This is a genomic window from Rhizobium sp. LC145 (genome assembly GCF_001005825.1).
Lineage (GTDB): Bacteria > Pseudomonadota > Alphaproteobacteria > Rhizobiales > Rhizobiaceae > Neorhizobium.
In genome coordinates, this window is sequence record NZ_LBHV01000003.1 from 245,074 (window position 1) to 269,098 (window position 24,025).

22 protein-coding genes and 1 tRNA gene are annotated in these 24,025 nt (G+C 61.5%); 8 read left to right on the forward strand and 15 right to left on the reverse strand.

What is annotated here, in order from left to right:
• Window positions 1-2 precede the first annotated feature (2 nt).
• From YH62_RS09510 to YH62_RS09520, 3 genes are all read right to left on the reverse strand, one after another.
• Window positions 3-671, reverse strand: coding sequence for an amino acid ABC transporter permease (locus YH62_RS09510; protein WP_046793960.1), 669 nt, complete (start codon window positions 669-671; stop codon window positions 3-5).
• Between the two features lie 113 nt (window positions 672-784).
• Window positions 785-1,819 (reverse strand): LacI family DNA-binding transcriptional regulator, encoded by a 1,035-nt coding sequence (locus tag YH62_RS09515; protein WP_046793961.1) that lies wholly within the window; start codon window positions 1,817-1,819, stop codon window positions 785-787.
• Window positions 1,820-1,931: 112 nt separating this feature from the next.
• The gene (locus tag YH62_RS09520; RefSeq protein WP_046794316.1) at window positions 1,932-2,909 is read right to left on the reverse strand and encodes an AraC family transcriptional regulator; all 978 of its coding nucleotides are present in this window, start codon (window positions 2,907-2,909) and stop codon (window positions 1,932-1,934) included.
• Between the two features lie 111 nt (window positions 2,910-3,020).
• On the opposite strand from YH62_RS09520, the gene YH62_RS09525 reads away from it, so the two are divergent.
• A complete protein-coding gene (locus YH62_RS09525) occupies window positions 3,021-4,220 on the forward strand; it encodes an MFS transporter (RefSeq protein WP_046794317.1) in 1,200 nt (399 codons plus the stop codon).
• A 48-nt stretch (window positions 4,221-4,268) separates the two neighbouring features.
• Here the strand turns inward: YH62_RS09525 and YH62_RS09530 are convergent, their stop codons facing one another.
• The 7 genes from YH62_RS09530 to YH62_RS09560 form a co-directional block, all read right to left on the reverse strand.
• Complete coding sequence (locus YH62_RS09530) at window positions 4,269-5,183, reverse strand: TIM barrel protein (protein ID WP_046793962.1); 915 nt, start codon at window positions 5,181-5,183, stop codon at window positions 4,269-4,271.
• Between the two features lie 23 nt (window positions 5,184-5,206).
• Complete coding sequence (gene ugpC, locus YH62_RS09535) at window positions 5,207-6,289, reverse strand: sn-glycerol-3-phosphate ABC transporter ATP-binding protein UgpC (RefSeq protein ID WP_046793963.1); 1,083 nt, start codon at window positions 6,287-6,289, stop codon at window positions 5,207-5,209.
• Between the two features lie 12 nt (window positions 6,290-6,301).
• Complete coding sequence (locus tag YH62_RS09540; protein ID WP_046793964.1) at window positions 6,302-7,219, reverse strand: ABC transporter permease subunit; 918 nt, start codon at window positions 7,217-7,219, stop codon at window positions 6,302-6,304.
• A 10-nt stretch (window positions 7,220-7,229) separates the two neighbouring features.
• Entirely contained in the window at window positions 7,230-8,114 is an 885-nt protein-coding gene (locus YH62_RS09545) for a sugar ABC transporter permease (RefSeq protein WP_046793965.1), read from the reverse strand.
• Window positions 8,115-8,187: 73 nt separating this feature from the next.
• A complete protein-coding gene (locus YH62_RS09550; RefSeq protein ID WP_046793966.1) occupies window positions 8,188-9,528 on the reverse strand; it encodes an extracellular solute-binding protein in 1,341 nt (446 codons plus the stop codon).
• Between the two features lie 246 nt (window positions 9,529-9,774).
• Window positions 9,775-9,861 (reverse strand) — tRNA-Leu (locus tag YH62_RS09555).
• A 104-nt stretch (window positions 9,862-9,965) separates the two neighbouring features.
• Entirely contained in the window at window positions 9,966-10,265 is a 300-nt protein-coding gene (locus YH62_RS09560) for a SelT/SelW/SelH family protein (protein ID WP_046793967.1), read from the reverse strand.
• 148 nt (window positions 10,266-10,413) lie between these two features.
• Between YH62_RS09560 and YH62_RS09565 the strand changes: the two genes are divergently transcribed.
• Window positions 10,414-10,863 (forward strand): DoxX family protein, encoded by a 450-nt coding sequence (locus YH62_RS09565; protein ID WP_046794318.1) that lies wholly within the window; start codon window positions 10,414-10,416, stop codon window positions 10,861-10,863.
• A gap of 47 nt (window positions 10,864-10,910) precedes the next feature.
• Here YH62_RS09565 and YH62_RS09570 read toward each other — a convergent pair whose 3' ends face one another.
• The gene (locus tag YH62_RS09570; RefSeq protein WP_046793968.1) at window positions 10,911-12,851 is read right to left on the reverse strand and encodes an FAD-binding monooxygenase; all 1,941 of its coding nucleotides are present in this window, start codon (window positions 12,849-12,851) and stop codon (window positions 10,911-10,913) included.
• A gap of 205 nt (window positions 12,852-13,056) precedes the next feature.
• Here YH62_RS09570 and YH62_RS09575 point away from each other — a divergent pair, with 205 nt between their 5' ends.
• Window positions 13,057-13,539, forward strand: a complete 483-nt coding sequence (locus tag YH62_RS09575; protein WP_046793969.1) for a MarR family transcriptional regulator — start codon at window positions 13,057-13,059, stop codon at window positions 13,537-13,539.
• Between the two features lie 125 nt (window positions 13,540-13,664).
• Here YH62_RS09575 and YH62_RS09580 read toward each other — a convergent pair whose 3' ends face one another.
• Window positions 13,665-14,708, reverse strand: coding sequence for a class I SAM-dependent methyltransferase (locus YH62_RS09580; protein WP_046793970.1), 1,044 nt, complete (start codon window positions 14,706-14,708; stop codon window positions 13,665-13,667).
• A gap of 313 nt (window positions 14,709-15,021) precedes the next feature.
• On the opposite strand from YH62_RS09580, the gene YH62_RS09585 reads away from it, so the two are divergent.
• The gene (locus YH62_RS09585; protein WP_046793971.1) at window positions 15,022-17,010 is read left to right on the forward strand and encodes an EAL domain-containing protein; all 1,989 of its coding nucleotides are present in this window, start codon (window positions 15,022-15,024) and stop codon (window positions 17,008-17,010) included.
• 36 nt (window positions 17,011-17,046) lie between these two features.
• Here the strand turns inward: YH62_RS09585 and lepA are convergent, their stop codons facing one another.
• On the reverse strand, window positions 17,047-18,870 hold the full coding sequence (lepA, locus tag YH62_RS09590; protein WP_046793972.1) for a translation elongation factor 4: 1,824 nt from the start codon (window positions 18,868-18,870) through the stop codon (window positions 17,047-17,049).
• A 181-nt stretch (window positions 18,871-19,051) separates the two neighbouring features.
• Between lepA and YH62_RS09595 the strand changes: the two genes are divergently transcribed.
• The 3 genes from YH62_RS09595 to YH62_RS09605 all read left to right on the forward strand — a co-directional run bounded on the left by YH62_RS09595 (window position 19,052) and on the right by YH62_RS09605 (window position 21,801).
• The gene (locus YH62_RS09595) at window positions 19,052-20,605 is read left to right on the forward strand and encodes a VOC family protein (RefSeq protein ID WP_046793973.1); all 1,554 of its coding nucleotides are present in this window, start codon (window positions 19,052-19,054) and stop codon (window positions 20,603-20,605) included.
• 88 nt (window positions 20,606-20,693) lie between these two features.
• The gene (locus tag YH62_RS09600) at window positions 20,694-21,260 is read left to right on the forward strand and encodes an XRE family transcriptional regulator (protein WP_046794319.1); all 567 of its coding nucleotides are present in this window, start codon (window positions 20,694-20,696) and stop codon (window positions 21,258-21,260) included.
• Window positions 21,261-21,282: 22 nt separating this feature from the next.
• Window positions 21,283-21,801, forward strand: a complete 519-nt coding sequence (locus YH62_RS09605) for a GNAT family N-acetyltransferase (protein WP_046793974.1) — start codon at window positions 21,283-21,285, stop codon at window positions 21,799-21,801.
• A 12-nt stretch (window positions 21,802-21,813) separates the two neighbouring features.
• Here the strand turns inward: YH62_RS09605 and YH62_RS09610 are convergent, their stop codons facing one another.
• Window positions 21,814-22,887 (reverse strand): alpha/beta hydrolase, encoded by a 1,074-nt coding sequence (locus YH62_RS09610; RefSeq protein WP_046794320.1) that lies wholly within the window; start codon window positions 22,885-22,887, stop codon window positions 21,814-21,816.
• Between the two features lie 210 nt (window positions 22,888-23,097).
• On the opposite strand from YH62_RS09610, the gene YH62_RS09615 reads away from it, so the two are divergent.
• Window positions 23,098-23,613 carry an anthrone oxygenase family protein gene (locus YH62_RS09615; RefSeq protein ID WP_046793975.1) on the forward strand — a complete coding sequence of 172 codons (516 nt, stop codon included), beginning with the start codon at window positions 23,098-23,100 and terminating at the stop codon, window positions 23,611-23,613.
• On the opposite strand, the gene YH62_RS09620 is transcribed toward YH62_RS09615, so the two are convergent.
• Complete coding sequence (locus YH62_RS09620; RefSeq protein ID WP_052760376.1) at window positions 23,594-24,013, reverse strand: GNAT family N-acetyltransferase; 420 nt, start codon at window positions 24,011-24,013, stop codon at window positions 23,594-23,596. The genes YH62_RS09615 and YH62_RS09620 overlap by 20 nt on opposite strands.
• Between the last annotated feature and the right edge of the window lie 12 nt (window positions 24,014-24,025).

Below are 24,025 nucleotides of genomic sequence, written 5' to 3' on the forward strand. Positions count from 1 at the left end.
CCTCACCGGCTCAGCGGATATTTGAAGGCTCTTTTCTCGATCACCGAGAAGAGAGCCGAGAAGCCAATGGACATCACGAGGTAGATCAGGGTGACGGTGATATAGACCTCGAAGCTTGCGAAGGTGGCCGATTGCAGGTCGTTGCCGGCCGCCGCCAGATCGTCGGCGGAAATGACCGAGACGACGCTGGTATTGAGCATCAGGTAGATGAACTGGCTGGTGAGCGCCGGATAGACGGTTCGCAGCGCCGGCTTCATGATGATGTAGCGGAAAATCTGCACCTTGGAGAGGCCAAGCGCAGTGCCAGCTTCGACCTGGCCTTTCTGCACGGATTCGATACCGGCGCGGATGATCTCGGTGCCGTAGGCGCCAAAATTGACCACCAGCGCGAAAAGAGCCGCGCTGTTGGGGGAAAGCCTCAAACCCAGCGAGGGCAGGCCGAAGAAGATGAAGAAGATCTGCACCAGAAAAGGCGTGTTGCGGATGATCTCGATATAGGCGTCGATCACCAAGCGCAGCGGTGTCGGGCCGGATGTCTTGCCCCAGGCGCAGAAGATCGACACCACGAGCCCGATCAGCATCGCGCCGACCGAAAGCTGGATCGTTAGCCATGCGCCGAGCAGAAGCTGATTGAAGCCCGCGAGCACCGGCTCGAAGTTGAAATTGTACAACTTGGGTCCTCCCCGATGTGGTTCGGGAGAGACGACGCTCCTCTGCGCGTCCCTTAATTTAGATCGATCTAAAAACTTTCAGCGAAGCCGTCAACGGGCAATCCGCAATTATTTTATAGGGCGAACTTGGGCACGGGCACACAAGACTGGCGTATATGCAGCTTGGGCTGCTTCACAATCTTGCGAGGTGAACGCGTGGGTTCTTCCAGTCTTTCGATCAGAAGCTTGGCGGCATTTTCGCCGATTGCCACCGGCGCCGTGGACACCGAGGTAAGCCGCGGGCGCATGGTTTCCGCATCCGTAACATCGTCGAAGCCGACCAGGGAGAAATTCTCGCCGACCTTGAAACCCAGATCGTGAAGCCCGGCGGAAAGACCGAGCGCGATCACATCGTTGAAGCAGATGACGGCCGTCGGCTTTTCGGTCTGCTCGAACAGGAGCTGCGCGGAACGGGGTATTTCGGCCGTCTGATAGGGAATGCGGACAATCCTTTCGGCGCTCAGGCCGCGCGAGCGCATGGCGTCGCAAAATCCCTCGATACGTTCGTTGTAAGCCGAATGGATCGGCCCGTGGACCGCGAAGGCAATTCTCTCGTGACCGAGGGAGGCGAGATAGTCGACCGCCTGGTGCATGCCGGCAGCATAGTCGACACCCGCGTAGTCGACCTCGTCGGTGATGTGGCGCAACGCCTGTACGAGCGGGAGGTCCCATTCCAGAAGCCGGGTCAGGAATTCGCGCTCCGTGCCGGCCGCCGGGCAAAGGATCACGCCGTCGACGCCGTGCTCTCGCATGCGGCGCATCACCATATCCTGCCGGTCGACGAGATCGCCGCTGTTGGCGAGGATGACCACCATACCGGCGGCATCGATCACCGCCTCTATGCCGCCGAGGAGTTCGGCGAAGAAGGGATTGGTGAGGTTCGGAACGATGACCCCGACGGTATGGCTGCGCTCGGCCCTGAGCCTTGCCGCACCCATGTTGTAGACATAGCCGAGCTCCCGCATCGCTTCCTCGACACGGCTGCGGGTCTCGGCGCCCACCAGCGGGCTCTTGCGGATGACGAGCGAGGCCGTCGCCCGCGAGACATTGGCTCGCCGGGCCACGTCGAGGAGCGTCACGCGGCTTTTCTTTCGGTCTTCGGAGGGCATGTTCGTCACTTGTCGAAGGCAGGGTGATCCCCGGAAATCTACCGGGGCGATTCTTCCCTATATTCGTGCCAGACCGCAGGGCGGATCAAGTGGGCTTCTTCGGATGACGACGTTACTCGGCCGCGATCGGCGGCACCAGTCCGGGCAGGATACGCAAATCCATCCCGCCCGGCGGGTGGTTCTTTTCCCGGAATTGGCTCGGCGGCGCTCCGACCACCCGCTTGAAGGCGCGGCTGAACGAGGCCTCGGAATCATAGCCGAGCCGTTCGGCGACCACGGCGACGCGCTGGCCCTCCCGAAGCCACAGGCGGGCCTGGTGCATGCGCATGCTGGCTACATATCGGGCGGGCGTTTCTCCCACCACCTCGGCAAACCGCTGGGCGAAACCGGAACGGGACGCACCCATCAGCCGGGCCATTTCCTCCACGGTCCAGTCATGCGCGGGATCGAGATGGATGGCCGCCAGCACGCGTCCGACCTCCGGGTTGCGCACAGCCGCGAGCCAGCCGGTGGAATCGCCGCAGCCATGCTCGACCCAGGTGCGGATGAGGGTTGCCGTCAGCACGTCCGCTAACCGCGCGAGGATGCCGCCGGCACCCACACGGTTCATTTCCACCTCCCGCGCCATGGCATCCAGCAGAGCTGGTATCGCAGGTTCGCTGGCCGCAAGATCGTCGGTGCGCATTACATCGGGCATGAGTTGCAGCAACGGATGCAGCCGGTCGACGTTGAATTTCATCAAGGCGAAGAACAACAGGTTCCGTCCGCCCGGGCGAGGGCATTCGAGATCGAAAATGCCTTCGCACACCTGTTTTCGGGCGATATCGTCAACCCGTCTCGGTGGGACGCCCGGTTCACTTGCCAGAACATGCGCATCGCCGCGCGGAAGCAAAAGCGCATCTCCGGCATTGAGCTTCATCCATTCGCCGGAAGGCGCCTGCAGCCAGCACTTGCCGGCGGCGACGAAATGGAACCGCGCCGCCTCCTGCGCGGGAAAGGCCGTCGCCCATGGCTCGCAGGGTTGGCAACGGCCGTATTCGACACCGTCGAGCCGCAGCCCCCGCAGCATTTCGCTAAGGGGATCGGCAATTGTGCTTCGCAACATTTTGGACGAATTGTCAAGCATTCTGGATTTCCTAGCATAGAAACTCCAGCCTGTCACGCGTAGTTTCCGCCTCCAATTTCAAGGAGACGAAGCATGATGGACTCTCTACCAAGTGATTCCGATAGTTTTGATGACGGCCGCCGCGATGCTGCCTGGGCTGCGGTGGTCTCTCTCGCGCTCGGCGTCTTCGGTCTGGTAACTGCGGAATTCCTGCCGGTCAGCCTCTTGACGCCGATGTCGCAGGATCTCGGCGTCAGCGTCGGCGCTGCGGGCCAATCCGTGACCATGACCGCCGTCGTGGGGGCGATCGCCGGGCCGGGCGTGGTGATCGGCATGCGCAACATAAACCGCCGCTGGACGCTGCTGGGCCTCACTTCGCTGCTGATCATTTCCAGCTTGCTTGCGGCTTTCGCCAATGGTCTTCCGATGCTGCTTCTCTCCCGCGTGCTTCTCGGCATCGGTCTCGGCGGTTTCTGGGCCATGTCGGCGGCACTTGCCATGCGTCTCGTACCGGGAAGGCTGATGCCGCGGGCCATGGCAGTCATCCTGACCGGCGTATCGGTCGCCACCGTCACTGCGGCGCCGGTCGGGGCATGGATCGGTGCGACGCTCGGATGGCGGGCCGCCTTCCTCATCGCAGCCGGCGTCGGCGCGTTCACGCTCGTGGTTCAGGCGCTGACTATCCCATCCCTGCCGCCGGCCGGAGCTCCAAGCATCAATACGCTTTTCGCGCTCCTGCGCCGCCCGCGGGTCAGGCTCGGACTTGCCACGACGCTGCTGGTCGTTGCCGGGCACTTCGCCGGGTTCACCTATGTCCGGCCGTTCCTCGAACAGATCCCGCGGTTCGGCGTCGAGGCGATCTCGCTTACGCTGCTCGCCTACGGCATCGGCGGCTTCTTCGGCAATCTCTTCGGCGGCTTCCTGGCCGAGCGCAACACCGGCCTCGCCGTGAGCATTGCGGCAGCCGGGATTGCGATCACCGCGTTCATCCTCGTCGCGGTGGGAATTTCGCCGATTGCGACCGTGCTGGCGGTGACCGCCTGGGGCTTTGCCTTCGGTGCTCTGCCGGTGAGCGTTCAGAGCTTCACCACCCGTGCAGCTTCCGATGAAGCCGAAAGCGCGGGTGCGCTGCTCCTGACGACCTTCCAGATCGCGATTTCCAGCGGCGCTATCTTCGGCGGGCTTCTGGTGGAATCTCAAGGGCCGCTCGGTGTCTTCGCCTTCGCCGGCATTGCCTCGCTTCTCGGCGCATCGCTGATGACCTTCAGTGGCCGTGCGCGACTGCAGCAGGCGTGACGGCAACCGGCCGGACCTGATCCCAGGTCCGGCCGGTTTTTTCAGTTCCTACTCGGCGGCGAGCGTCTGACGACCGCTGTTGATGTCGATGAGACGCCGTGCGCGCTCGAGGCTTGCAGGCTGTTCGTTACGGTGGCGCGAGCCGATTTCCATCATCAATACCGTATCGGGCAGGAAGGTGAGCTCGGAGAAGATCTCTTCCCAGGCGATGTCGCCCCAGCCGAGCGGCATATGCAGGTCGCCGAGCCCCATGGCGGTCAGTTCCTGCGGATGGAAGCCCTTGTAGAAGCCCTGCGGCCGGCCGAAGGAATCGTGCACATGCAGATGGCCGGTGACAGGCGCCATGGCGCGTAGCTCTTCCCGGAAATCCAGGCCCCGATAGGTGGATTCGATATAGGCGTGGCTGAAATCGATGAGCGCCACGAGGTTGGGATGGTTGACCGCCTTGACGGTCTCGGCGATCTGGGCCGGTGTCTGGCGATACTGGCCGAGCTCGGTGGTGAAGATGTTTTCGAGCGCGACCCGCACGCCGTAGCGCTTGGCGAACTCGGCGACCTCCACCAGCGCTTCGCGCTCGCGCTCGTCGGCTCCTGCGCGTTCGGCGATCTGGTCGGCCCTGAGGCAGCCGCCGTGCTGCACGATGACGCGGGCATCGATGCGGTCGCAGACCTCGATCAAGGCCTTGGCGGCGGCGATCTGATAGCCTTGAGTGACCGGGTCCATGAAATTCGAAGAGACGAGCCCGTGCACCGTGTAGCGGAAGGGAAACTGCTTCACGAGTTCCGCGAGCCTGTCTGCCCGTTCGGCGATGATGCGGCCGCCGCTGATGAGGTCGATGCTGGTCAGCCCGAGCTCGACCGTCTCAACACCCATGTCCGCGAGACGCCGCAGGTCTTCGGCAAGACTGTCCAGTTCGCCGTCGACGGAACCGGAATTGAAGCCGGTGGAAATGAGATTGCCCATGATATTCTCCGATCGTGGTTTGCTTAAGCCGGGTGAATGTCGATCCGCTTCCCGTCTTCAATGGAGAAGGCATGCAGCGCATCGTCGAAGGTGAAGTGAACGGGGGTGCCGGATGAAAGTTCTTCGGTATCGGTGTCGAGAGCGACGAGGCGGTTGCCGTTGACCTCCGCATGGATGAGGCGCGAACCGCCGAGTTCCTCCACGTAGTCCACGATGCCCGGAATGGTGCCGATCTGCGGGCCGATCGTCCGCTTGACGGCTTCGGGACGGATGCCGAGCACGATCTTGCGTCCCGGCACTCGATGGCCGTTGAGCGAGCTGACTGCGATCCTGCCGCCCTGGCCGTGTACGAAATGGCCTTCGGCGTCGAATTCGCCCTCCAGCAGGTTCATGGCCGGCGAACCGATGAAGTCGGCGACGAAACGGCTGACGGGGCGGTTGTAGATTTCCGCCGGTTTGCCGACTTGCTCCACATGTCCGCCATTCATGATCACGAGCCGGTCGGCCAATGTCATCGCTTCCGTTTGGTCGTGGGTGACGAAGATCGACGTGACGCCGAGTTGGCGGTGCAGTCGGCGCACCTCGCCGCGCATCGCTACCCTCAGCTTGGCGTCGAGGTTGGAGAACGGCTCGTCGAAGAGGAAGACCTTGGGCTCGCGAACCATGGCACGGGCCATGGCGACGCGCTGGCGCTGGCCACCCGAAAGTTCGCCTGGCCGGCGGGCGAGCAGGGCTTCCAGACCGACTGACTGTGCCACCTTCAGCACGCGTTCCTCGCGCTGGGGTTTCGCCATGCCGGCGACCTTCAGCGCATAGCCGATATTGCCCGCGACCGTCATGTGCGGGTAGAGCGCATAGTTCTGGAACACCATGGCGCAGCCGCGCTCGCGCGGCTCAAGCTGGTTGACCACGCGGTCTTCGATGGCGATCTCGCCGGCCGTGATCTCCTCCAGTCCCGCGATCATCCGCAACAGGGTCGACTTGCCGCAGCCGGAAGGGCCGAGAATGACGATGAACTCGCCGGCCTGGATTTCGAGATCGACGCCGTGAATGATGTCGGCCTTGCCGTATCGCTTCTTGACGTTTCTGATGCTGATGGCTGTCATGGGTTCATCCGATCACTTGTCTTTGGTGATGAGGCCGCGCACGAACCAGCGCTGCATGAATGCGACGACCAGGAGAGGGGGAAGCATCACGAGCAGCGCCCCGGCCATCGTTACGTTCCAATCGGGCGTGCCGTTCTGGGCGGGAATGAGCGCCTTCAGTTCCATCACCACCGTGCCGTAATTCGGCCGGTCGGTGGTGACCAGCAGCGGCCAGAGATACTGGTTCCACGACGAGACGAACATGATGGTGGCAAGCGCCAGCATGTTCGTGCGCGAAAGCGGGATGAGCACCTCGAAGAAGAAGCGCATCGGGCCGGAACCATCCATCTTCGAGGCTTCCACCAATTCGTCGGGGATCGTCATGAAGAACTGCCGGTAGAGGAAGGTTCCGGTCGCGGTGGCGATCAACGGCAGGATGAGGCCCGTATAGGAGTTGAGCAGGTTCCAGTTCAGCTCGATACGGATGCCCGCGATTGTCTCCACCAGCGAGGTGATGCCGGTCGCATCGAGTAACGCCTGGAAGGGCAGGAGCGCGTTGGCGGCGATCGAATAGGTCGGCACGATGCGGACTTCCAGAGGCAGCATGAGCGTCAGGAAGATCAGCCAGAAACACAGCATCCGGGCGCGGTAATTGAAGAACACGATCGAGAAGGCCGAGAGGGCGGCGATGGTGATCTTGCCGATCGTCACACCCCCCGCGACGACCAGCGTGTTGAGAAGTTTCGGGCCGAGGTCGGCGCGGCTCCAGGCGGCCGACAGATTTTCCATGAGATGGGAGCTCGGCCATAGCGTGAGCGGCACCCGCGCCACCTCGGGCAGCGACAGGGAGGCGGCAACCAGCACGATCCAGAAAGGAGTGATGATGATCACCAGGCCCAGCGCCATGACGGCGTAGGTGACGAAGTCGAAAAAGGAGGAACGCTCGATCATGAATGAAAACTCACGTGTAGTGGATACGGCGCTCGACCCATTTGAACTGCACGAAGGTCAGCGTGATCACGATCAGCATCAGAACGATCGATTGGGCGGCGGCGCCGGAATAATCGAGGCTTTTGAAGCCGTCGTAGTAGATCTTGTAGACCATCACCTCCGTGCTGCCGATCGGCCCGCCTTCCGTCATCGTGTCGATCAGCCCGAAGCTGTCGGTGAAGGTGGAGATGATGTTCATGATCAGCAGGAAGAAGGTGGTGGGCGCGATCAGCGGAAGCTGCAGGTCGAGCATGCGGCGGGCGGGCCGGGCGCCGTCCATGGCGCCCGCTTCGGCGATCGATCGCGGAATCATCTGCAGCGCGGCGAGAAAGAAGACGAAATTGTAGCCGATGCTGAGCCAGGCATGGGAAATGATCACCATGATCAGCGCGTGCAGGCCGTTCGTGGCAGGGTCCCATATGCCCGGCCAGATCCGGTTCAGCGAGCCGATCATGCCGGCTTGCGGCGAGAAGATGAATCGGAACGCCACGCCGACCACCGGCGCTGCTAGCGCATAGGGCCAGATGAAGACGGACTGAAAGATCTTGGTGCCCTTGAGCCCGCGATCGACGAACAGCGCCAGCACGAGCGCGATGCCCATGGAGATGCCGGTGGCTGCCGCGGCATAGACGGCACTCCGACCCACCGTGGACCAGTAGCGCCCGTCGCCGAAGACACCCATGAAATTGTCGAAGCCGACCCATTCATTGCCGCCGCCCCAGGCCTGTTCCAGGGTGAAGGCCCAGTAGAGAGCCTGCGAGGTAGGCCAGTAGAAGAAGACCAGGACCAGAATAAGCTGCGGGGCTATCAGCAGCCACGGCAGGACCCGGTTGCGATAATGGGCGCGTCGTTCCATCGATGATCAATCCGCAGTGACGTGAAGCACGAGCGCGGGCGGAACCGTAAGGTCCGCCCGCTCCGCAATCGCATCAGTTGAGGCTCGCGCCCTTGTAGGTCTTTTCGAAGCGGCGCAGGATTTCGTTGCTCCGTGCGGCCGCATCGTCGAGCGCCTGCTGCACCGGCTTGTCGTTGAAGAGGACCGCCTGCATCGCATCGCCGATTTCCTTGCGGATGGCGTTGAAATTGCCGAGCCGCACGCCGCGGGTATATTCGGTCGGCGGAGTGGCCGTCAGGCTTTCGATGGCCAGTTCGCGGCCCTTGTAGGGAGCGTTGTCGTAGAAGCCCTTGGCCTTCATGGCCTGGAAGCCCGTATTGGTGACCGGGATGTAGCCCGTGACCGTCGACCACCATTCTGCCTGGTCCGGCTGGGCGAGGAAGTTGAAGAATGCCGCAACACCCTTGTACTCTTCTTCCGACTTGCCCCTCAGCGTCCAGAGCGAGGCGCCTCCGACCAGCGAATTGGTGCGCGGGAAGCCGTCGAGCATCGGCAGCATGGCGACTTCCCAATGCATGTCCTTGATGGCCTGCTTGCCGAAAGTGCCATGGTCGGCGATCGAGGAGCTGGTGATCTGGCACTTGCCGTTGACGAAGGCGTCGTTGGCGGTTTCGCCGACTGCCTTGCTCTTGTTTACGAAGAGACCCTCGTCGTACATCTTCTTGATCCAGGTCAGCTGGTCGACGAACTTGGTCTTGTTGAAGGTCACTTCGGCATCAAGGCCTTCATAGCCGTTGCCCTTGGTGGCGATCGGCTGGTTGTGGATGGCGGAGAACTGCTCGAACCATTGCCATACGCCGGTCGGGTCGAAAGCGACCGGGCAATCATAGCCCTTCGCCTTCATGTCGCGCGCGACCTTTTCCACTTCGCTCCAGGTCTTCGGCAGACCCTCGAAGCCCACGGCCTTCAGCGCGTCCGTGTTGTAGTAGATCATTGCCGTGGAAGAGTTGAACGGCATGGAGAGCAGTTCGCCCTTCGGCGATGAATAATAGGACGCGATGCCGGAGAAATAGTTGTTCCAGTCGATCTGATAGCCGTTCTTTTCCATCAGCTCGCGAACGGGCAGGTAGGCACCGGACAGCATCAGGTCGAGCGTGCCGCCGTCGGAGATCTGCGTGACGGCCGGCTGCTTCTTGGCGCGGAACGCGGCGATCGTGTTCTGCAGGTTGTTCTCGTAGGTTTCCTGGCTGACGCAGACGATCTCGTAATCCTGCTGCGAGGCGTTGAAAGCCTTGCACATGTCCTGAATGCGCTCGCTGAGATCGCCGCTGAGGCCGTACCAGAATTCGAACTTTACAGGCGCGGCAAGGCTCGACGATGCGGTGAGGGCGAGCATGCTGGCGGTGAGGGTGGAAAGCAACCAGTTGCGTTTCATCGGATGTCTCCAGATTGGGTGCGAGCGACCGTTTGATCGGCGCAGGTACTAGGCCCAATCGATGACAGAGACGTGTAGTGGGCGTGAATATCTAATGACGCGAACGCCCAGGCATGGGCAAAAGATCAGCGCCCGCCGAAACGATCGTCGGCCCGAGGGCCGCTGAGGTCCACAATCTTCGGCCAAGCCGAAAACTCGAATTTTTTGAGAGGAAATTGTCTGATCCTGGTAGTGATCAAACTGGAATGGTGCCCAGAAGAGGACTCGAACCTCCACACCCTTTCGGGTACCAGCACCTGAAGCTGGCGCGTCTACCAATTCCGCCATCTGGGCGACGGAGATGGCATGTAAGGGGGCTAAACTTCCCTGTCAACCGACTTTTTGAAGTTTCTGTGTCAGGGATGAAAAAAGCCTCTCCCGCTCCTTCCGGTGCCGCCTCAGGCCTCGCCTTTTTCAGCCGATGTCCGATCGAGATGGCCGAGATCGCGCTCGGGATCGATCACGTCGCGCACCCGCTGCTTCAACTCCTTCGGCCCGGGAAAGCCGCCGTCGCGTTTGCGCTCCCAGATGAGCTCTCCATCGAGCCTAATCTCGAAATTGCCGCCGGCGCCGGGGATGAGCGCGATCTCGCCGAGACTGTCGGAAAAGGTCTGCAGCAGTTCCTGCGCCATCCAGCCGGCGCGGAGCAACCAGTTGCACTGGGTGCAGTAGAGAATGGTAATGCGCGGTTTTTCCATGGGAATCGTCTTTCCTCTATCCCGGTATTCGTCTCACGAAAATGTCACCTCGCAAAGTCAAGTTTTGAACATCGCGATCTCGACAGTTTCCGTTCTTCCGTCATTTTGCACCGCGATAACGCATCTCTGCAAATCCAAAGAGGCTCTCATGGCATTTGAAAACAGTTCACGTTCCCGTCTCATCGTCCCGGCTCTGGCGCCGGTCTACAGCTCCACCCATGAGATCGCCGAGACGATCCTGCGCGTGGCCGCCGGCGTACTGCTCGTCACCCATGGTTTCGGCAAGATCATGAACCCCTTCGGGGCTGTCGGGATGGTCGAGGGACTGGGCTTCTACCCAGGTGTCTTCTGGTCGCCGCTTCTTTCGGCCACCGAATTTTTCGGGGGTATCCTCGTGGCGATCGGCCTTTTCACCCGACCGGCGTCCTTCGCCGCCATGATCGTGCTGCTCGTCACGGTCTATTTCCACGGGGTGGTACGGGGAGAAGGCCTCGGTGGCGCGGAAAAATCCATCCTCTGGGCGGCGATCTTCCTGTTCTTCGCCGTGCGCGGCGGCAACAGCCATTCGGTGGACGCCAAGCTCGGCCGCACGTTCTGAACTTCGCTGGCTGGGCCGGGCGGATGCGCCCGGCCCAGTTTGGCAGTTCAGCCTTGCCGCGTCATGAAGCCATCGAAGAATGCGGCAAGCTCTCCAAATCCGTTAAGCGGGAGAACGTGCGCGACATACTGGTCCGGCCGCACGATGACCATACAGCCCTGCTGGCGGTCTATGCCGCGCATATTGAAAATGTCGCTGCCGCCTTTGAGGTCGGGGCAGAACATCTTTTCGTAATCGACAAGCCCGTGGCGGCCTTTTCGGGGTAGGAGAAAGGCGGGCATGCTTTCCACGGCAAGCTCGCGATGCCCTTGCTGGAAAACGGCGCGCACATCGATCGCCGAGTCGTCGTCTCCACCTGCCGGGATGTATCTTTTGACGGGAGATTCCTCGGCTTCGGCAAGGAATTCGCAAAGCGCCCGGACGCCGGAAGCGGGCGCGGCGGGATGCTCCGCACAGGCAAAGGCAAAAATGCGCCAGCGTCCGTCCGCCTTGATCGTATGACCGAGCTGAACCGGCTTGGCGTCCGCCAGCCGTATGACGGGCGCGGAGTGAAACCGCATGCCGATCGTAAACCCGGCGGCGAGGTGTTGGTGGGCCGGCTCTGCGGTGATGATCGAACTGCGGTAACGGGTTGCCGTCCCCGCCGTATAGCGCCCATGCCGGACGAAGTAGCTTTGCGTTTCGGCGGGATCGGCCGTCCTATCTTCTTTCGTCGACTTCGAGGAGGCGCTGAGGATTGCCGCGCATTCACGATCGAAATCGATCAACTCCCCGGCAATCGCCTGGCGCTCCGCGGAATAGGTATGCAGCAGAGACGGCGCGCATTGCTTTCGAAGGACCGAGGCCAGTTTCCAGCCGAGATTGAAGCTATCCTGCATGGAGACGTTCATGCCCTGGCCGGCTTTCGGGCTATGCGTATGGCAGGCGTCGCCGGCGATGAACACGCGGGGCAGGCGCTCCCCGGCTTCGTCTTCCGGCACGTCGTCGAACTTGTCGCAGAGGCGCTGGCCGATCTCGTAGACCGACCACCAGGCGATCTCCTTCACCTCCAGCGTATAGGGCTTGAGAATACGCTGGGCGGCAGCGATCAGGTAGTCGGAGGTTATGTTGCGGTTGGAGACCCTCTCGCCCTGATCGAGCTTGTCGAGTTCGACATAGATGCGGACGAGATAGCCGCCCTCGCGCGGGATGAGCACGATGCTTCCCTCGCCGGCGGATTGTATCAACGCCTTGAGGCGGATGTCGGGAAAATCGGTGACGGCAAGCACATCCATGACGCCCCAGGCATGATTGGCGGAATCGCCGCGCAGCGACTGCCCTATGGATTTGCGCACCGTGCTGCGCGCGCCGTCGCAGCCGACCACGTAGCGAGCCTTCACCGTTTCGATCTCGCCTTCGTGCGATGGATCCAGGCGTTCGAGCCGGACCGTCACCGGATAGCCCGCAGGATTTGAGGATGCCGCCGGGTCGATCTCGATATCGAGCAGGCGCCGCGCGTAATGCGGTTCGAGTTTTGCGGGCGACTTGCGCATGACGTCCAGGAAAAAATCGTGCACCCGCGCCTGGTTCAAAATGACATGCGGGAATTCGGAGAGCCCGTCCTCGGTGTCCTGGATCCTGCCGCTGCGGATGATCTTGTCATGCTGCCTATCGTCTGGCTTCCAGAAGGTCGTTTCGTTGACCCAATAGGCTTCCTTCAGCACGCGCTCGGCAAATCCAAAAGCTTCGAACATTTCCATCGTGCGGCAGGCGATGCCATCGGCCTGGCCGCGAAGCAGCCGCTCGGATTTCTGATCGATGATGCAGGTCTTGATTTCCGAAAAGGCGGATAGTTGCGCGGCAAGTGTCAGGCCCGCTGGCCCGCAGCCGACGATCAGCACATCGACTTCCCGGGGAAGGGGGCCCTCGGTCCCCGATTTGCCGTATCGCTCCGCCGGGTCGAAGATTTCAGGATCGCCGGGTTCATATCCATCGAGATGGAACTGCATGATTGTCTCCTCCACGTATGATCTTAAATGGGCGGCTGCGGCCGCTCCCAGGCCCCTCCTGGCTTCCGGGCGCCATATCGACGGCCCGACCTCCGGTATTCTAAGGTGATGCGCCACCGGCGAATGCATGAATGCCGGCGGTGATAATTGATCAGTATGCTGATTATCAGTATACTGTCAATGAATGTGGCGCGGGAGAACAAGCGTGAGAGACAACAACGACATGCCGGGTCACCTGGTCCGCCGGTTCCAGCAGATCGCGGTGGCGGTCTTTCGTGCGGAGGCCGAGGCTGCCGGCTACGATCTCACTCCGGTGCAATATGCCGCGCTTTCGGCGATCGGCATGAATCCGGGGATAGATCAGGTGACCCTTGCCGGATTGATCGCCTATGATCGCACGACCATCACCGGCGTGGTGGATCGGCTGGTGCAGAAGGGCCTGCTGGCACGCAACCCGAGCCGTAAAGACCGGCGGGCACGCGAACTTCAGATCACGGAGGAGGGGATGCGGACCCTTCAGGGGGTCACGCCGGCCGTGGAGGCGGCCCAAGGGGTCATGCTGCGAGGTCTGACGGAGGAGGAGAGGGAAGAGTTCATGCGGCTGTTGCGCAAGGCCATCACCGCCGGCAACGAGCTGAGCCGCGCTCCGCTGCGGGAGGTTTCGGCGGACGAGGCGAAAGGCAGCTAGCTGCGGAAACGGTAAGATGCGATCCGGGAATTGAAGCGGCCGGGAGGCGGCAACCCTACCCCTTGGGGTTCTGGTTGCGGCCTCCCGGCCTGGTTCACTGCCTGGCTGGTGATGTCGCCAGTCGCCTACGCGCGTTTACGCAAGGCTGCGTAGACGATGTATTTGTGCTTCCCGAAGAATACCTTGGATTCGAAGTCCCGCCCGTCCGTGCTGGCATGGATGATCTTCCACATATCCGCCTCCGAGCGCAGGAGAAGGGGCCAGTTCATGAAGGTTTCCATATAGCCGTCGACGGTGATGGGGTAGGCGAAGTTGGCGAACAGAAAGACGCCGTTGGGCTTCAGCATTTCCAGGCAGCGCTGTGTCAGCTTGATGGCGACCTTGTCTATCAGATAATCATAGAGACCCGAGGCATAGACGAGATCGAACTGGCCCGGCCGCTGGCGGCCCGCCAGAAGGGAACGCACCGAGCCGTCGATCGCCTCGACCGCGGTTCCCTGGAAATTGCGGGCGATCGTTCCGACGCTGAGCGGATCCTGGTCGAGGGCGACCCAGCGCTTGAGCGCCTTTTCCCGCAACGCGACGGATTGGGCAGCCTCGCGCAGGTGTCCCGCGGCGATGCTCAGAACCTCTGTTTCCGGCCCGTTTGCGGCGGCCACTTCGTCCACATGGCGCGCCAATATGTCTCTCCGGTCCCGGGCGGCGACTGAAGAGGGAGCGATGCTCGTATATTCGTAAAGCGCCTTGCCGAGCCTGGAAGCCTTGGCCACCTGATCGGCAACGCTTTCATGCTGGTAGATGAGGTCCATCAATGTCGCGTCGCCGGAATATCCCCTCGGCTTCTCGAACGACCAGCGGGTCAGCGGGTCTTCCAGGAAGAATGATGAGACAGGATGGTTCTGGACGAAGGGAACAAGCTCCTGCCAGACGCGGGGATGGAACCTGTTGCGGATTTCGTGAAGGGAAAAGGTGACGCGGTCGATGATCTTGACCGGGTCTTCGCCATGTTTGAACTGCTGGTCTGCCAACTCGAGCAGGAGCGCGAGCTCCCCTTTTCCGATGGCCAGATGATCTTCGAAATGTTCGCCCTTCGCCGCTCCCAGCTCGCTCGCAATCGCCGAAGGCGTGATGAGGCTATGGCCGTCGAATTCCACTTTCAATTGAGTCATGTGAAATACCCCCAGTTTCAATTGATACTTAAATGAACTGGGCGCACCGCGCTCTCTGCGCCTCAGTGGCCCATAAACTAAATCATATTGTTTAAACCTTTTGTTAACCATCGATTTCCTTAAACAGGATTAACGGCAAGCTTTCCGATTGAAATTTATCAAGATTTAACAGCCCTCCCCCTTACTTTCGCCGGGTAGTCCGGCCCGTCGCTTGGCTGATCCGAGGAGGGTCATCGACACACGGGCGCGTAACAGGATTCCCAAGGCGGGGCAGGTATGCCCGTCCCGTGGAATGCGAGCGGATGGGACGTGCATGAAGCACATATTTGCCGAGACGGTCGAAACCGATCTGCAAAAGACCTCGCCGAGGCCGACGGCCGGCGAGCTTCGTGACCTTTACAGGCGCGACGGCGAGCCGGCGCGCAGGACCGCGACTCGTCACGGCCTGTGGACCGCGATCATCATCTATGTGCTGTTCTGGGCCGCCGACATCGTGTTGACCCCCGATGTCGCTATCTACACCGTTGCCACGCGCCTGATGGTTGGAGGTCTCGCTCTCGCAGTGATCGAGGCGCAGGTCCGGTTCGGCGTCGGTATAACCTGGCTCAACCGCACCTGCGCGGTGGCCCTCGTCATGGGATATGCCGCCTGGGTCCTGCCGACGCTTCAAACCGCCTATACGGAAAGCCTCTCCTATTACATGATATTCGGCGCCATCTTCATGATGGGCGCGAACCTGTTCTTCAGCTTCAGGTTCAGCCTTTCCGTGGCAACCTCGGGCGCCGTGCTGGCCATCTTCCTGGCATCCCTGCCGGCGTTCTGGCCGTCGGATAATTACGCATTTGCCTTCGGCACGTTCTATGTCTCCTGCTTCATCTTCACCTCCTACGTGAACTGGAAGCTGAATGAGGAACGCTACAACGTGTTCCTGAATGCGCTGGAGGCGAAGACGCAGCAGAGAGAGGCCAATGAAAGAGGTGAAGCTCTGCTCAGGATGTCGAATACCGATTACCTGACGGGTCTGGAAAATCGCCGCGCGGTGGATCAGCGGCTCCGGTATTACTGGAATGAGTGGCAGGGCAATGGCCGCGGCTTTGCCGCCATCCTGGTCGATGTGGACTTCTTCAAGAAGTACAATGATGGTTATGGCCATCAAGAGGGCGATCGCTGCCTGGTCGATGTCGCCACCACGATAAAACAGGCGATCGAACCTTATGGCGGCTCGATCGGTCGTTACGGCGGCGAGGAGTTCATCGTGCTCGCGCAGATCGACAGCAGGGAGGAGGTCGCCGCGCTTGCCGAGGGAATCCGCTTCACCGTCGAGCAATTGAGGGTTCATCACAAGGAGCGGCGCGATGGCACCTCGGTCGTGACAGTGAGCGTCGGCGCGGCCTTCACCAGGGATCAGGCGGGAGCGAAGCTCGAGAAGATCATCCATGAGGCTGACCGGGCGCTTTACAGCGCCAAGGCGAGCGGTCGCAACTGCGTGCGCTTGTTCGATCCGAACGATCCCAATAACAGCGATGAAACCGAGAACATTGCGGCGCTTTTGAAAATCGCAGTCGACCAGGGGCTGGTGTCGCTCGTCTATCAGCCGATCGAGGACATGGTTTCAGGAAGGCGCGATGCGGTCGAGGCCCTTATGCGCCTCAAGACGCTCGATGGCGTTGCCGTTCCGCCAAGCCTTTTCATACCGATTGCCGAGCGAACCGGCCTGATCACAGACCTCGGCCGCTGGGTCATACGGACGGTTTGTCTTGATCTCCTTGCGGAAAATCATGTGGAAGTGGCAAGCGTCAATGTCTCGCCGATCCAGCTCAAGATGCCGGGCTTCGCCGCGAGCGTGGCAGCCATTCTCTATGAAACGGGGGTCTCCGGCAGCAGGCTCGCACTGGAGATTACCGAAGGTCTCGAGATGGAGATGCATTCCGACGTGCTGCGCTGCATCAGCGATCTGAAAACGCTGGGAATCCAGATATGGCTCGATGACTTCGGCACCGGCTTTGCAGGATTGTCTTGGTTACGGCTGATCGAGTTCGATATCGTAAAGATCGATCGCTCCTTCCTGCATGACGGCTCCGCGCCTCGGGGCAGGGCGATGCTTCAGGATATTGTCGATCTCGTCCGCAACCGCGGCCCGAAGATTCTCGTCGAAGGTGTCGAGACCGAAGGCCAGTTGGCACTGGTTCGCGAGCTGCGCATCGACTACGCGCAGGGCTATCACGTCGGCCATCCGGCGCCGGTTCAGGATTTCCGCAAGTCGGCGAAGGCAGCCCGCCCCCGCCATCGCAAGGCGAGCTGATATTACCAGCACATCACCGCGACTGCTGCCCGAAACTTACTCGTCCTTCATCTTCAACGCTGCGATGAAGGCTTCCTGCGGAATGTCGACCTTGCCGAACTGCCGCATGCGCTTCTTGCCTTCCTTCTGCTTGTCGAGCAGCTTGCGCTTGCGCGTGGCGTCGCCGCCGTAGCACTTGGCGGTCACGTCCTTGCGCATGGCCGAGATCGTCTCGCGGGCGATGACGTTGCCGCCAATCGCCGCCTGGATCGGGATCTTGAACATGTGCCGCGGGATCAGGTCCTTCAGCTTCTCGCACATGTCGCGGCCGCGCTTTTCGGCAGCCGAGCGATGGACCAGCATCGACAGCGCATCGACCGGCTCGCCATTCACCATGATCGACATCTTTACGAGGTTGCCCTCGCGATAGCCGTGCAGGTGATAATCGAACGATGCATAGCCCTTCGATATGGACTTCAGGCGGTCATAGAAATCGAACACGACTTCGTTGAGCGGCAGCTCGTAAGTGAGCATGGCGCGCTTGCCCACATAGGTGAGCTCGGTCTGGATGCCGCGCCGATCCTGGCAAAGCTTCAGGATGCCGCCAAGATAATCGTCCGGGGTCAGGATCGTCGCCTTGATCCACGGTTCACGGATTTCCGAGATCTTGACGACATCAGGCATGTCGGCCGGGTTGTGCAGCTCGCGTTCCGATCCGTCCGTCATCGTCAGCTTGTAGACGACCGAGGGAGCGGTGGCGATGAGATCGAGGTTGAACTCGCGCTCCAGCCGCTCCTGGATGATTTCTAGGTGCAGCAGGCCGAGGAAGCCGCAGCGGAAGCCGAAGCCGAGGGCGGCCGAGCTCTCCATTTCGAATGAGAAGCTGGCATCGTTGAGGCGAAGCTTGCCCATCGCCGCGCGCAGATCCTCGAAATCGGCCGCGTCGACCGGGAAGAGGCCGCAGAATACCACCGGCTGGGCCGGCTTGAAGCCCGGCAGGGCGGTCGCCGTCGGACGCTTGTCCTCGGTGATCGTATCGCCGACGCGGGTATCGGCCACTTCCTTGATTGAGCCGGTGATGAAGCCGATCTCGCCGGGGCCGAGACTGTCCACGGCCAGCATCTTCGGCGTCAGCACGCCGACGCGCTCGACCTGGTATTTGGCGTCCGTGCCCATCATGCGGATGGTCATGCCCTTGGTCAGCACACCGTCGATGACCCGCACCAGAACCATGACGCCGAGATAGGTGTCGTACCAGCTGTCGACCAGCAGCGCCTTGAGCGGACCCTTTTCGCCGATCTCGCTCTTGGGTGGAGGCAGCTTATGGACGATGGCTTCCAGCACGTCGGGAATGCCGAGGCCGGTCTTGGCCGAGATCAGCACCGCGTCGGAGGCGTCGATGCCGATCACTTCCTCGATCTGCTCCCTGATGCGGTCGGGTTCGGCGGCCGGCAGGTCGATCTTGTTGAGCACGGTGACGAGCTCGTGGTTGTTGTCGATCGCCTGGTAGACGTTGGCGAGCGTCTGGGCCTCCACGCCCTGGGAGGCGTCGACCACGAGCAGCGAGCCTTCGCATGCCGAGAGCGAGCGCGAGACTTCATAGGCGAAGTCCACATGGCCGGGTGTGTCGATGAGGTTCAGGATATAGGTCTCGCCGTTCTGCGCCTTGTAGTGCAGGCGCACGGTCTGGGCCTTGATGGTGATGCCGCGCTCGCGCTCGATATCCATCGAATCCAGCACCTGTTCCGACATCTCGCGTTCGGCGAGGCCGCCAGTGGACTGGATCAGCCGGTCAGCAAGGGTCGACTTGCCGTGGTCGATATGGGCCACGATCGAGAAGTTGCGGATATGGTCGAGGGGCGTGCGCGAAGTGGTGCTCATGGCTCGCGCATATAGCAGCGGTCAAGGGCCGCGCCTAGCCGGAACTTCGCGGCATTTGCGATAAATTGGCGGCTTTGCCGGGCAAATCGACCCGATCAATTTGCTGCGGGCTGCTTGACCTTTGCCCATCGATGACGGAAGCCGGTGTAACTTGCTCCCCACGCCGCCCGAGAGCCTTCTCATGAACGACGACCAGCAGACGACTTCCGCCACTGGCATCCACCATGTAACGCTGATCACGCGGCGGGTGCAGGATAATGTCGATTTCTATGTCGGCTTCCTCGGGCTCAACCTCGTGAAGCGTACCGGCGGCTTCGAAGATGCCGAGCAACTGCACCTCTTCTACGGCGACGAAAACGCGTCGCCGGGAACGCTCGTCACCTTCCTTGTCTGGGAGGACGGCGCACCAGGTCGGGTCGGCAACGGGCAGATTTCGGAGATCGCGTTCACGGTGGCGCAGGGTTCGATCGGCGAATGGCTGACGCGGGCGATCACGCACCGGGTACCCGTCGAGGGGCCGATGCACGAGTTCGGCGAAACGGTGCTGCGGCTGAAGGATCCCGATGGAGTCATCGTCAAGCTGGTTGGCGTCGGAGACGCGGCTTTTGCAGATAGCGGCCACGACCTCGCCGTGCTGCGGCTGCGGGCCGTGACGATTCTCACCGAGACGCCCGAAGAGACTGCCGCTTTCATACAGCGTTTCGGCTACAAGCCGGGGTCGGTTGCCGGCGCGGTGCAGCGGCTAGTCTCCGAGACCGATTCCGTCGATGTCCGTGACGCCTCGGGCTATGTACCCGGTATTCCTGGGACCGGCACGGCCGATCACGTGGCGTTTCGTGCGGCGGACATTGCCGCCGTGCGTGCCGCGAAGGCGGAGCTTTCGAAACGTAATGCCTCGCCCACGAATTTCCATGACCGGAAGTATTTCACCTCGCTCTATGTGCGGGAGCCGGGCGGCGCCCTGATCGAACTCGCAACGGAGGGGCCGGGCTTTGCGCTCGACGAGGAGCCGGGGCATCTCGGTGAAAGGCTCTTCGTCCCGCCGGGCAACGAGGAGCGCGCGCAGGATCTGCGGGTGCTGTTGCCGCAGTTTTCCATGCCTGGGGAGCCGCGCATGCCGCGTCGCGACCTGCCATTCGTTCATCGCTTCTTCGTGCCCGAGGAGCCGGGGGAAGAGACCATCGTGCTGCTGCATGGTAGCGGCGGCAGCGAAGCGGACTTGATGCCGCTCGCTCATAGGATCGCCCCACGTGCTACACTTCTTGGCGTTCGGGGGCGGGCAACCGAAGAGGGCGCGGCGCGTTGGTTCAGGCGGTTCTCGGCAACGAGCTTCGATCAGCAGGATATCCGTGCCGAGGCGGACGCGTTCGCGGCTTTCATCGAGGGCGCGATCGGCGGTTACAGGCTTGATCCGGAGCGGCTCACCTTCATGGGCCTATCGAACGGCGCCAACTTCATCGCTGCCTTCATGGCGCTTCATCCGGATGTTATTCGCCGCGCCGTGCTGTTCCGGGGCATGCTGGTCCTTGATGAAGCCCCAAAGGTCGATCTGGCCGATGCATCGGTGTTGATGGTCAACGGCAGGCAGGATCTCTCCGCGCCGGGAGGCCGCCGGTTGGAGCACTGGTTTAAGAAGAGCGGCACGGTGCTCACCAGCCATTTCATCGAGGCCGGCCATATGCTTTCCGATAAGGATGTGCCCTTGGCGCAGTCATGGATGCGAGAAACGCCGTAACCGGAAGACATTGCGTTAACCGGGAGACATCGCGCTGGTTTGGCTTGACTCCATTATAGGGGAATGCAAATCTCAAATAATGGATTCGATGGATGACGGCTTCGACAGATCGATGGGCGAGCGCATAAGGGCGCTGCGCAACCGGCATGACCTGACACTCGATGAGCTATCTCAGCGCTCCGGTGTCAGTCGTGCGATGATTTCGCGCATCGAGAGGGCGGAGGCGAGCCCGACGGCCGCCTTGCTGGCAAGACTTTGCGAAGCATTGGGCCTTTCGCTCTCAGCCTTCTTTGCCGATGACGAGGCGGCAGGTTCGCCCCTCGTCCGCAGGGCGGATCAGAAGCTCTGGCGTGATCCGCATACCGGCTATTTGCGCCGGTCCGTCTCTCCGCCAGGCACCCCGAGCCGGGTCGATATCGTCGAGGTGGAATTTCCGCCCCGTGCCCGCGTCAGCTTTCCGCCGCGCGAGGAAAGCCGGGTGATGACGCAGCATGTCTGGCTCTTCGAGGGCGCGCTCGAAATGATCATCGGCGAGACTGTGCATAGGCTTTATCCCGGCGACTGCCTCTACATGGATATCGGCGACGCGTTCGACTTCTACAATCCCTCCGACAAACCGGCCCGTTACGCGGTGATCCTCGATCGCGGCCGGTGAAACATTACCGAGAGAATTTCAAATGACGACCGTTCGTATCCTCAATGCCGAAGAAGCCCGCGCAGCGGTTTCCGACCTTGGCGAAGTCCTTTCGGATTGTATCCATGGGGGCGCTTCCTTGGGCTTCATGCTGCCCTTCTCGCCTGCCGACGCCACGCCCTATTGGACGGAGGTTGCTGAGAGCGTCGAGCGGGGTGCCACGATCCTCGCTGTTGCCGAGGTGGAGGGCCGCATCGTCGGCACAGTGCAGGTTGGCCTGGCTTCGAAACCGAACCAGCCTCACCGCGGCGATCTCATGAAGCTCCTCGTGCATCGCTCGGCTCGTGGTCTCGGATTGTCGCGATTGCTGATGGAGGCAGTGGAGGTGGAGGCCGCGCGACGCGGCCGCTCGCTCTTGGTATTGGACACGGCGACCGGCAGTGATGCGGAAAGGATCTATCCGCGCTTCGGCTGGGAACGTGTCGGCGTCATTCCCAATTATGCCATGTGGCCGCAGGGCGGTTTCTGCGGCACGACCCTGTTCTACAAGCGGCTTGCCTGACGCACTGCTTCTTCAGTTTCCGGGTTTGAGCGTTCGCTCGAAAGCCTGCCTTATGAGACTGGTGAGTTCCTCGTGAATATCGGCCCGCCGTCGGCCTGTGTTTTCACAGATCGGGTCTGGCTCGCCGACGGATTTCAGGAACTCGGCCGCACCCGTCTTGCAGACGGGCAGAAAGCTGAAATGGTCGGAATCGGCCACCTGCGCGTAGGTGGCGGTCGGCGCCTGTTTCGCCAGGACATCCGAAAGCACCGCGACCGGGATATGGCCGGCGCTGCCGAGATTGACGAGGGTCAGCGGGATATCGATGGCCTTCACGCTTTCTGGCTTGAAGACTGTGGCAAGACCGGGATCGATGATGACCGCCGAAACGATGCGCGGATCGCGGTTCGATTGTTCGAAGTGGGACTTGTCCAGGCTGTGGAGATCGAATTCGTCGACCTCGACCTCCTCTCCGTCGGCGAAGCCGCGCCCTCCCCGGAACCAGCGGCAATCCATCATCGACGGTTGGTCGTCGCAATAGCGGATATAGGCGTCGAGATCGGCGCGTGCCCCGGCAAGCTCCATCGCGGTGGCGCCGCCGAGCGAAAACCCGAGAACCCCGATACGCTCCTTGTCGATCAGCGTTTTCCAGCGGTCGTCGCGGGTCATTGCGGTGATGATATCCGAGATGTCCTGCGTGCGTTCCCATATTCTAGGCGTGGCGGCCGGCGTGGAATCGCCGCCCGTGGTGCCGGGATGGTTGGGGCCGGCAACGATGAAGCCCGCCTCGGCAAGCTTCGTGGCGATCCATGCCATGCCTTCCGCGCGGGAGCCGGAGCCATGCGAGAGCAGCACCAGGGGAAAGCGGCCGTTTCCAGCGGAGGCATTTTTCGATGCCGGCGATCCCTCGAAAACCCGGCTGTCGCCGACAAGCACGGGTGCGCCGTCGCCTTTCGATGGATACCAGACGGTCACGGCAAGCGCCCTGCCGTGATCGGGCGAAACCACGCTGAGCTTCCGGACGCCCACTGGTTCGGTTGCAAGGGCTGGGGAGCTGGCAGCAGCGCTGGCCAGCAATGCTATGAGAACAGAAAAAATCGACCGCATGAGAACCTCGTCATGGTTGAGAAGCGATGGCGGGATATTCCGCAAAAGCCGCGGCCTTCTCGACCTCGATCACGTTCGAGCACGTCCCCGAACACGATCCGGACCGTTCTGCCAGGCAGCACAGCGGCTGCGTATGGCCTTCATACTACTTTCACTTGGAAAGCGCCGCATTTCATGCCAGCTCTTCAATGTTTCGGTGGGAGGCTTGGCATGATGTCGCTGCTTTTCATTTTTGCCGGATTGTCGCTCATGTTGAGCGGTGCGATCTTCGGATTTTTCTATGCCTGGGTATGTTCCACGATGTGGGGCCTCGATGCGGCCGATCCCGTAGTGGCCATGGAGGCGATGAAGGCAATGAATGCCTCGGTGCGCAACGCAGTGTTCGCGCCGGCCTTCTTTGGAACCAGCCCTGTACTCCTCCTGACCGCCTTGCTGGCTTTCGTGAAAGGTCTGCGCGGCGCAGCGGCGGTTTTCGCGTTGGCCGCCTGCGTCTATCTCGTTGGAGGGCAAGTCCTCACCCTGAGCGTCAACGTTCCGATGAACGAGGCTCTGGCGGCTGCAAACACGCCGGCGGATCGTTCAGAGGCAGCGCGAATATGGCAGGAGTATTCGCAGCCTTGGCAATTCTGGAATGTCGTCCGGACAGTGGCGAGCGGTATCTGCCTTCTGCTGACCGGCTGGGGATTGGCCTTGCTTGCGCGTCGCCCTAGAACCGCTTCCGCATGAAGGCGCGGCGGTGGTGTTCGGGCAGCTCGCCTTCGCCGTTTTCGAGCTCTCCGAACAGGCTATAGCCATGTCGACGATAAAAGGTCTCGGCGGCGGGATTGGAAGTGTCCAGCCATGCGGCATGGCAGCCGAGCTCGCGTGCTTTGTTCTCGGCGATGGCGAGCAGCCGCGCTCCCAATCCCTGGCCCCGATGGTCTTCATGAACCCATAGGACCTTCACCAGCAGCCAGCCATAAGATGTGGCTCCGGAAATGCCCGCAACCAGCGTGCCTTTGTCATCCCGGACGGCATAGGTGACGGAAATGTTCTCCCCTTGCGGAAGGAGGGAACGCAAATCGCGCAACAGGTAGCTCTCGATTTCGATGCCGGCTTCGGGAGCCTCCCGCACCTCGTAATCCATCTGTTTTCCTTC

Bases quoted from the DNA above. Each gene is read 5' to 3' on its own strand.
- YH62_RS09605 (WP_046793974.1), top strand. From the start codon at position 21,283: ATGACGACCGTTCGTATCCTCAATGCCGAAGAAGCCCGCGCAGCGGTT.
- YH62_RS09620 (WP_052760376.1), bottom strand. From the start codon at position 24,013: ATGGATTACGAGGTGCGGGAGGCTCCCGAAGCCGGCATCGAAATCGAG.
- YH62_RS09610 (WP_046794320.1), bottom strand. From the start codon at position 22,887: ATGCGGTCGATTTTTTCTGTTCTCATAGCATTGCTGGCCAGCGCTGCT.
- YH62_RS09540 (WP_046793964.1), bottom strand. From the start codon at position 7,219: ATGATCGAGCGTTCCTCCTTTTTCGACTTCGTCACCTACGCCGTCATG.
- YH62_RS09615 (WP_046793975.1), top strand. From the start codon at position 23,098: ATGATGTCGCTGCTTTTCATTTTTGCCGGATTGTCGCTCATGTTGAGC.
- YH62_RS09585 (WP_046793971.1), top strand. From the start codon at position 15,022: ATGAAGCACATATTTGCCGAGACGGTCGAAACCGATCTGCAAAAGACC.
- YH62_RS09550 (WP_046793966.1), bottom strand. From the start codon at position 9,528: ATGAAACGCAACTGGTTGCTTTCCACCCTCACCGCCAGCATGCTCGCC.
- YH62_RS09530 (WP_046793962.1), bottom strand. From the start codon at position 5,183: ATGGGCAATCTCATTTCCACCGGCTTCAATTCCGGTTCCGTCGACGGC.
- YH62_RS09595 (WP_046793973.1), top strand. From the start codon at position 19,052: ATGAACGACGACCAGCAGACGACTTCCGCCACTGGCATCCACCATGTA.
- YH62_RS09545 (WP_046793965.1), bottom strand. From the start codon at position 8,114: ATGGAACGACGCGCCCATTATCGCAACCGGGTCCTGCCGTGGCTGCTG.
- YH62_RS09525 (WP_046794317.1), top strand. From the start codon at position 3,021: ATGGACTCTCTACCAAGTGATTCCGATAGTTTTGATGACGGCCGCCGC.
- lepA (WP_046793972.1), bottom strand. From the start codon at position 18,870: ATGAGCACCACTTCGCGCACGCCCCTCGACCATATCCGCAACTTCTCG.
- YH62_RS09565 (WP_046794318.1), top strand. From the start codon at position 10,414: ATGGCATTTGAAAACAGTTCACGTTCCCGTCTCATCGTCCCGGCTCTG.
- YH62_RS09570 (WP_046793968.1), bottom strand. From the start codon at position 12,851: ATGCAGTTCCATCTCGATGGATATGAACCCGGCGATCCTGAAATCTTC.
- YH62_RS09600 (WP_046794319.1), top strand. From the start codon at position 20,694: ATGGATGACGGCTTCGACAGATCGATGGGCGAGCGCATAAGGGCGCTG.
- YH62_RS09560 (WP_046793967.1), bottom strand. From the start codon at position 10,265: ATGGAAAAACCGCGCATTACCATTCTCTACTGCACCCAGTGCAACTGG.
- YH62_RS09580 (WP_046793970.1), bottom strand. From the start codon at position 14,708: ATGACTCAATTGAAAGTGGAATTCGACGGCCATAGCCTCATCACGCCT.
- YH62_RS09515 (WP_046793961.1), bottom strand. From the start codon at position 1,819: ATGCCCTCCGAAGACCGAAAGAAAAGCCGCGTGACGCTCCTCGACGTG.
- ugpC (WP_046793963.1), bottom strand. From the start codon at position 6,289: ATGACAGCCATCAGCATCAGAAACGTCAAGAAGCGATACGGCAAGGCC.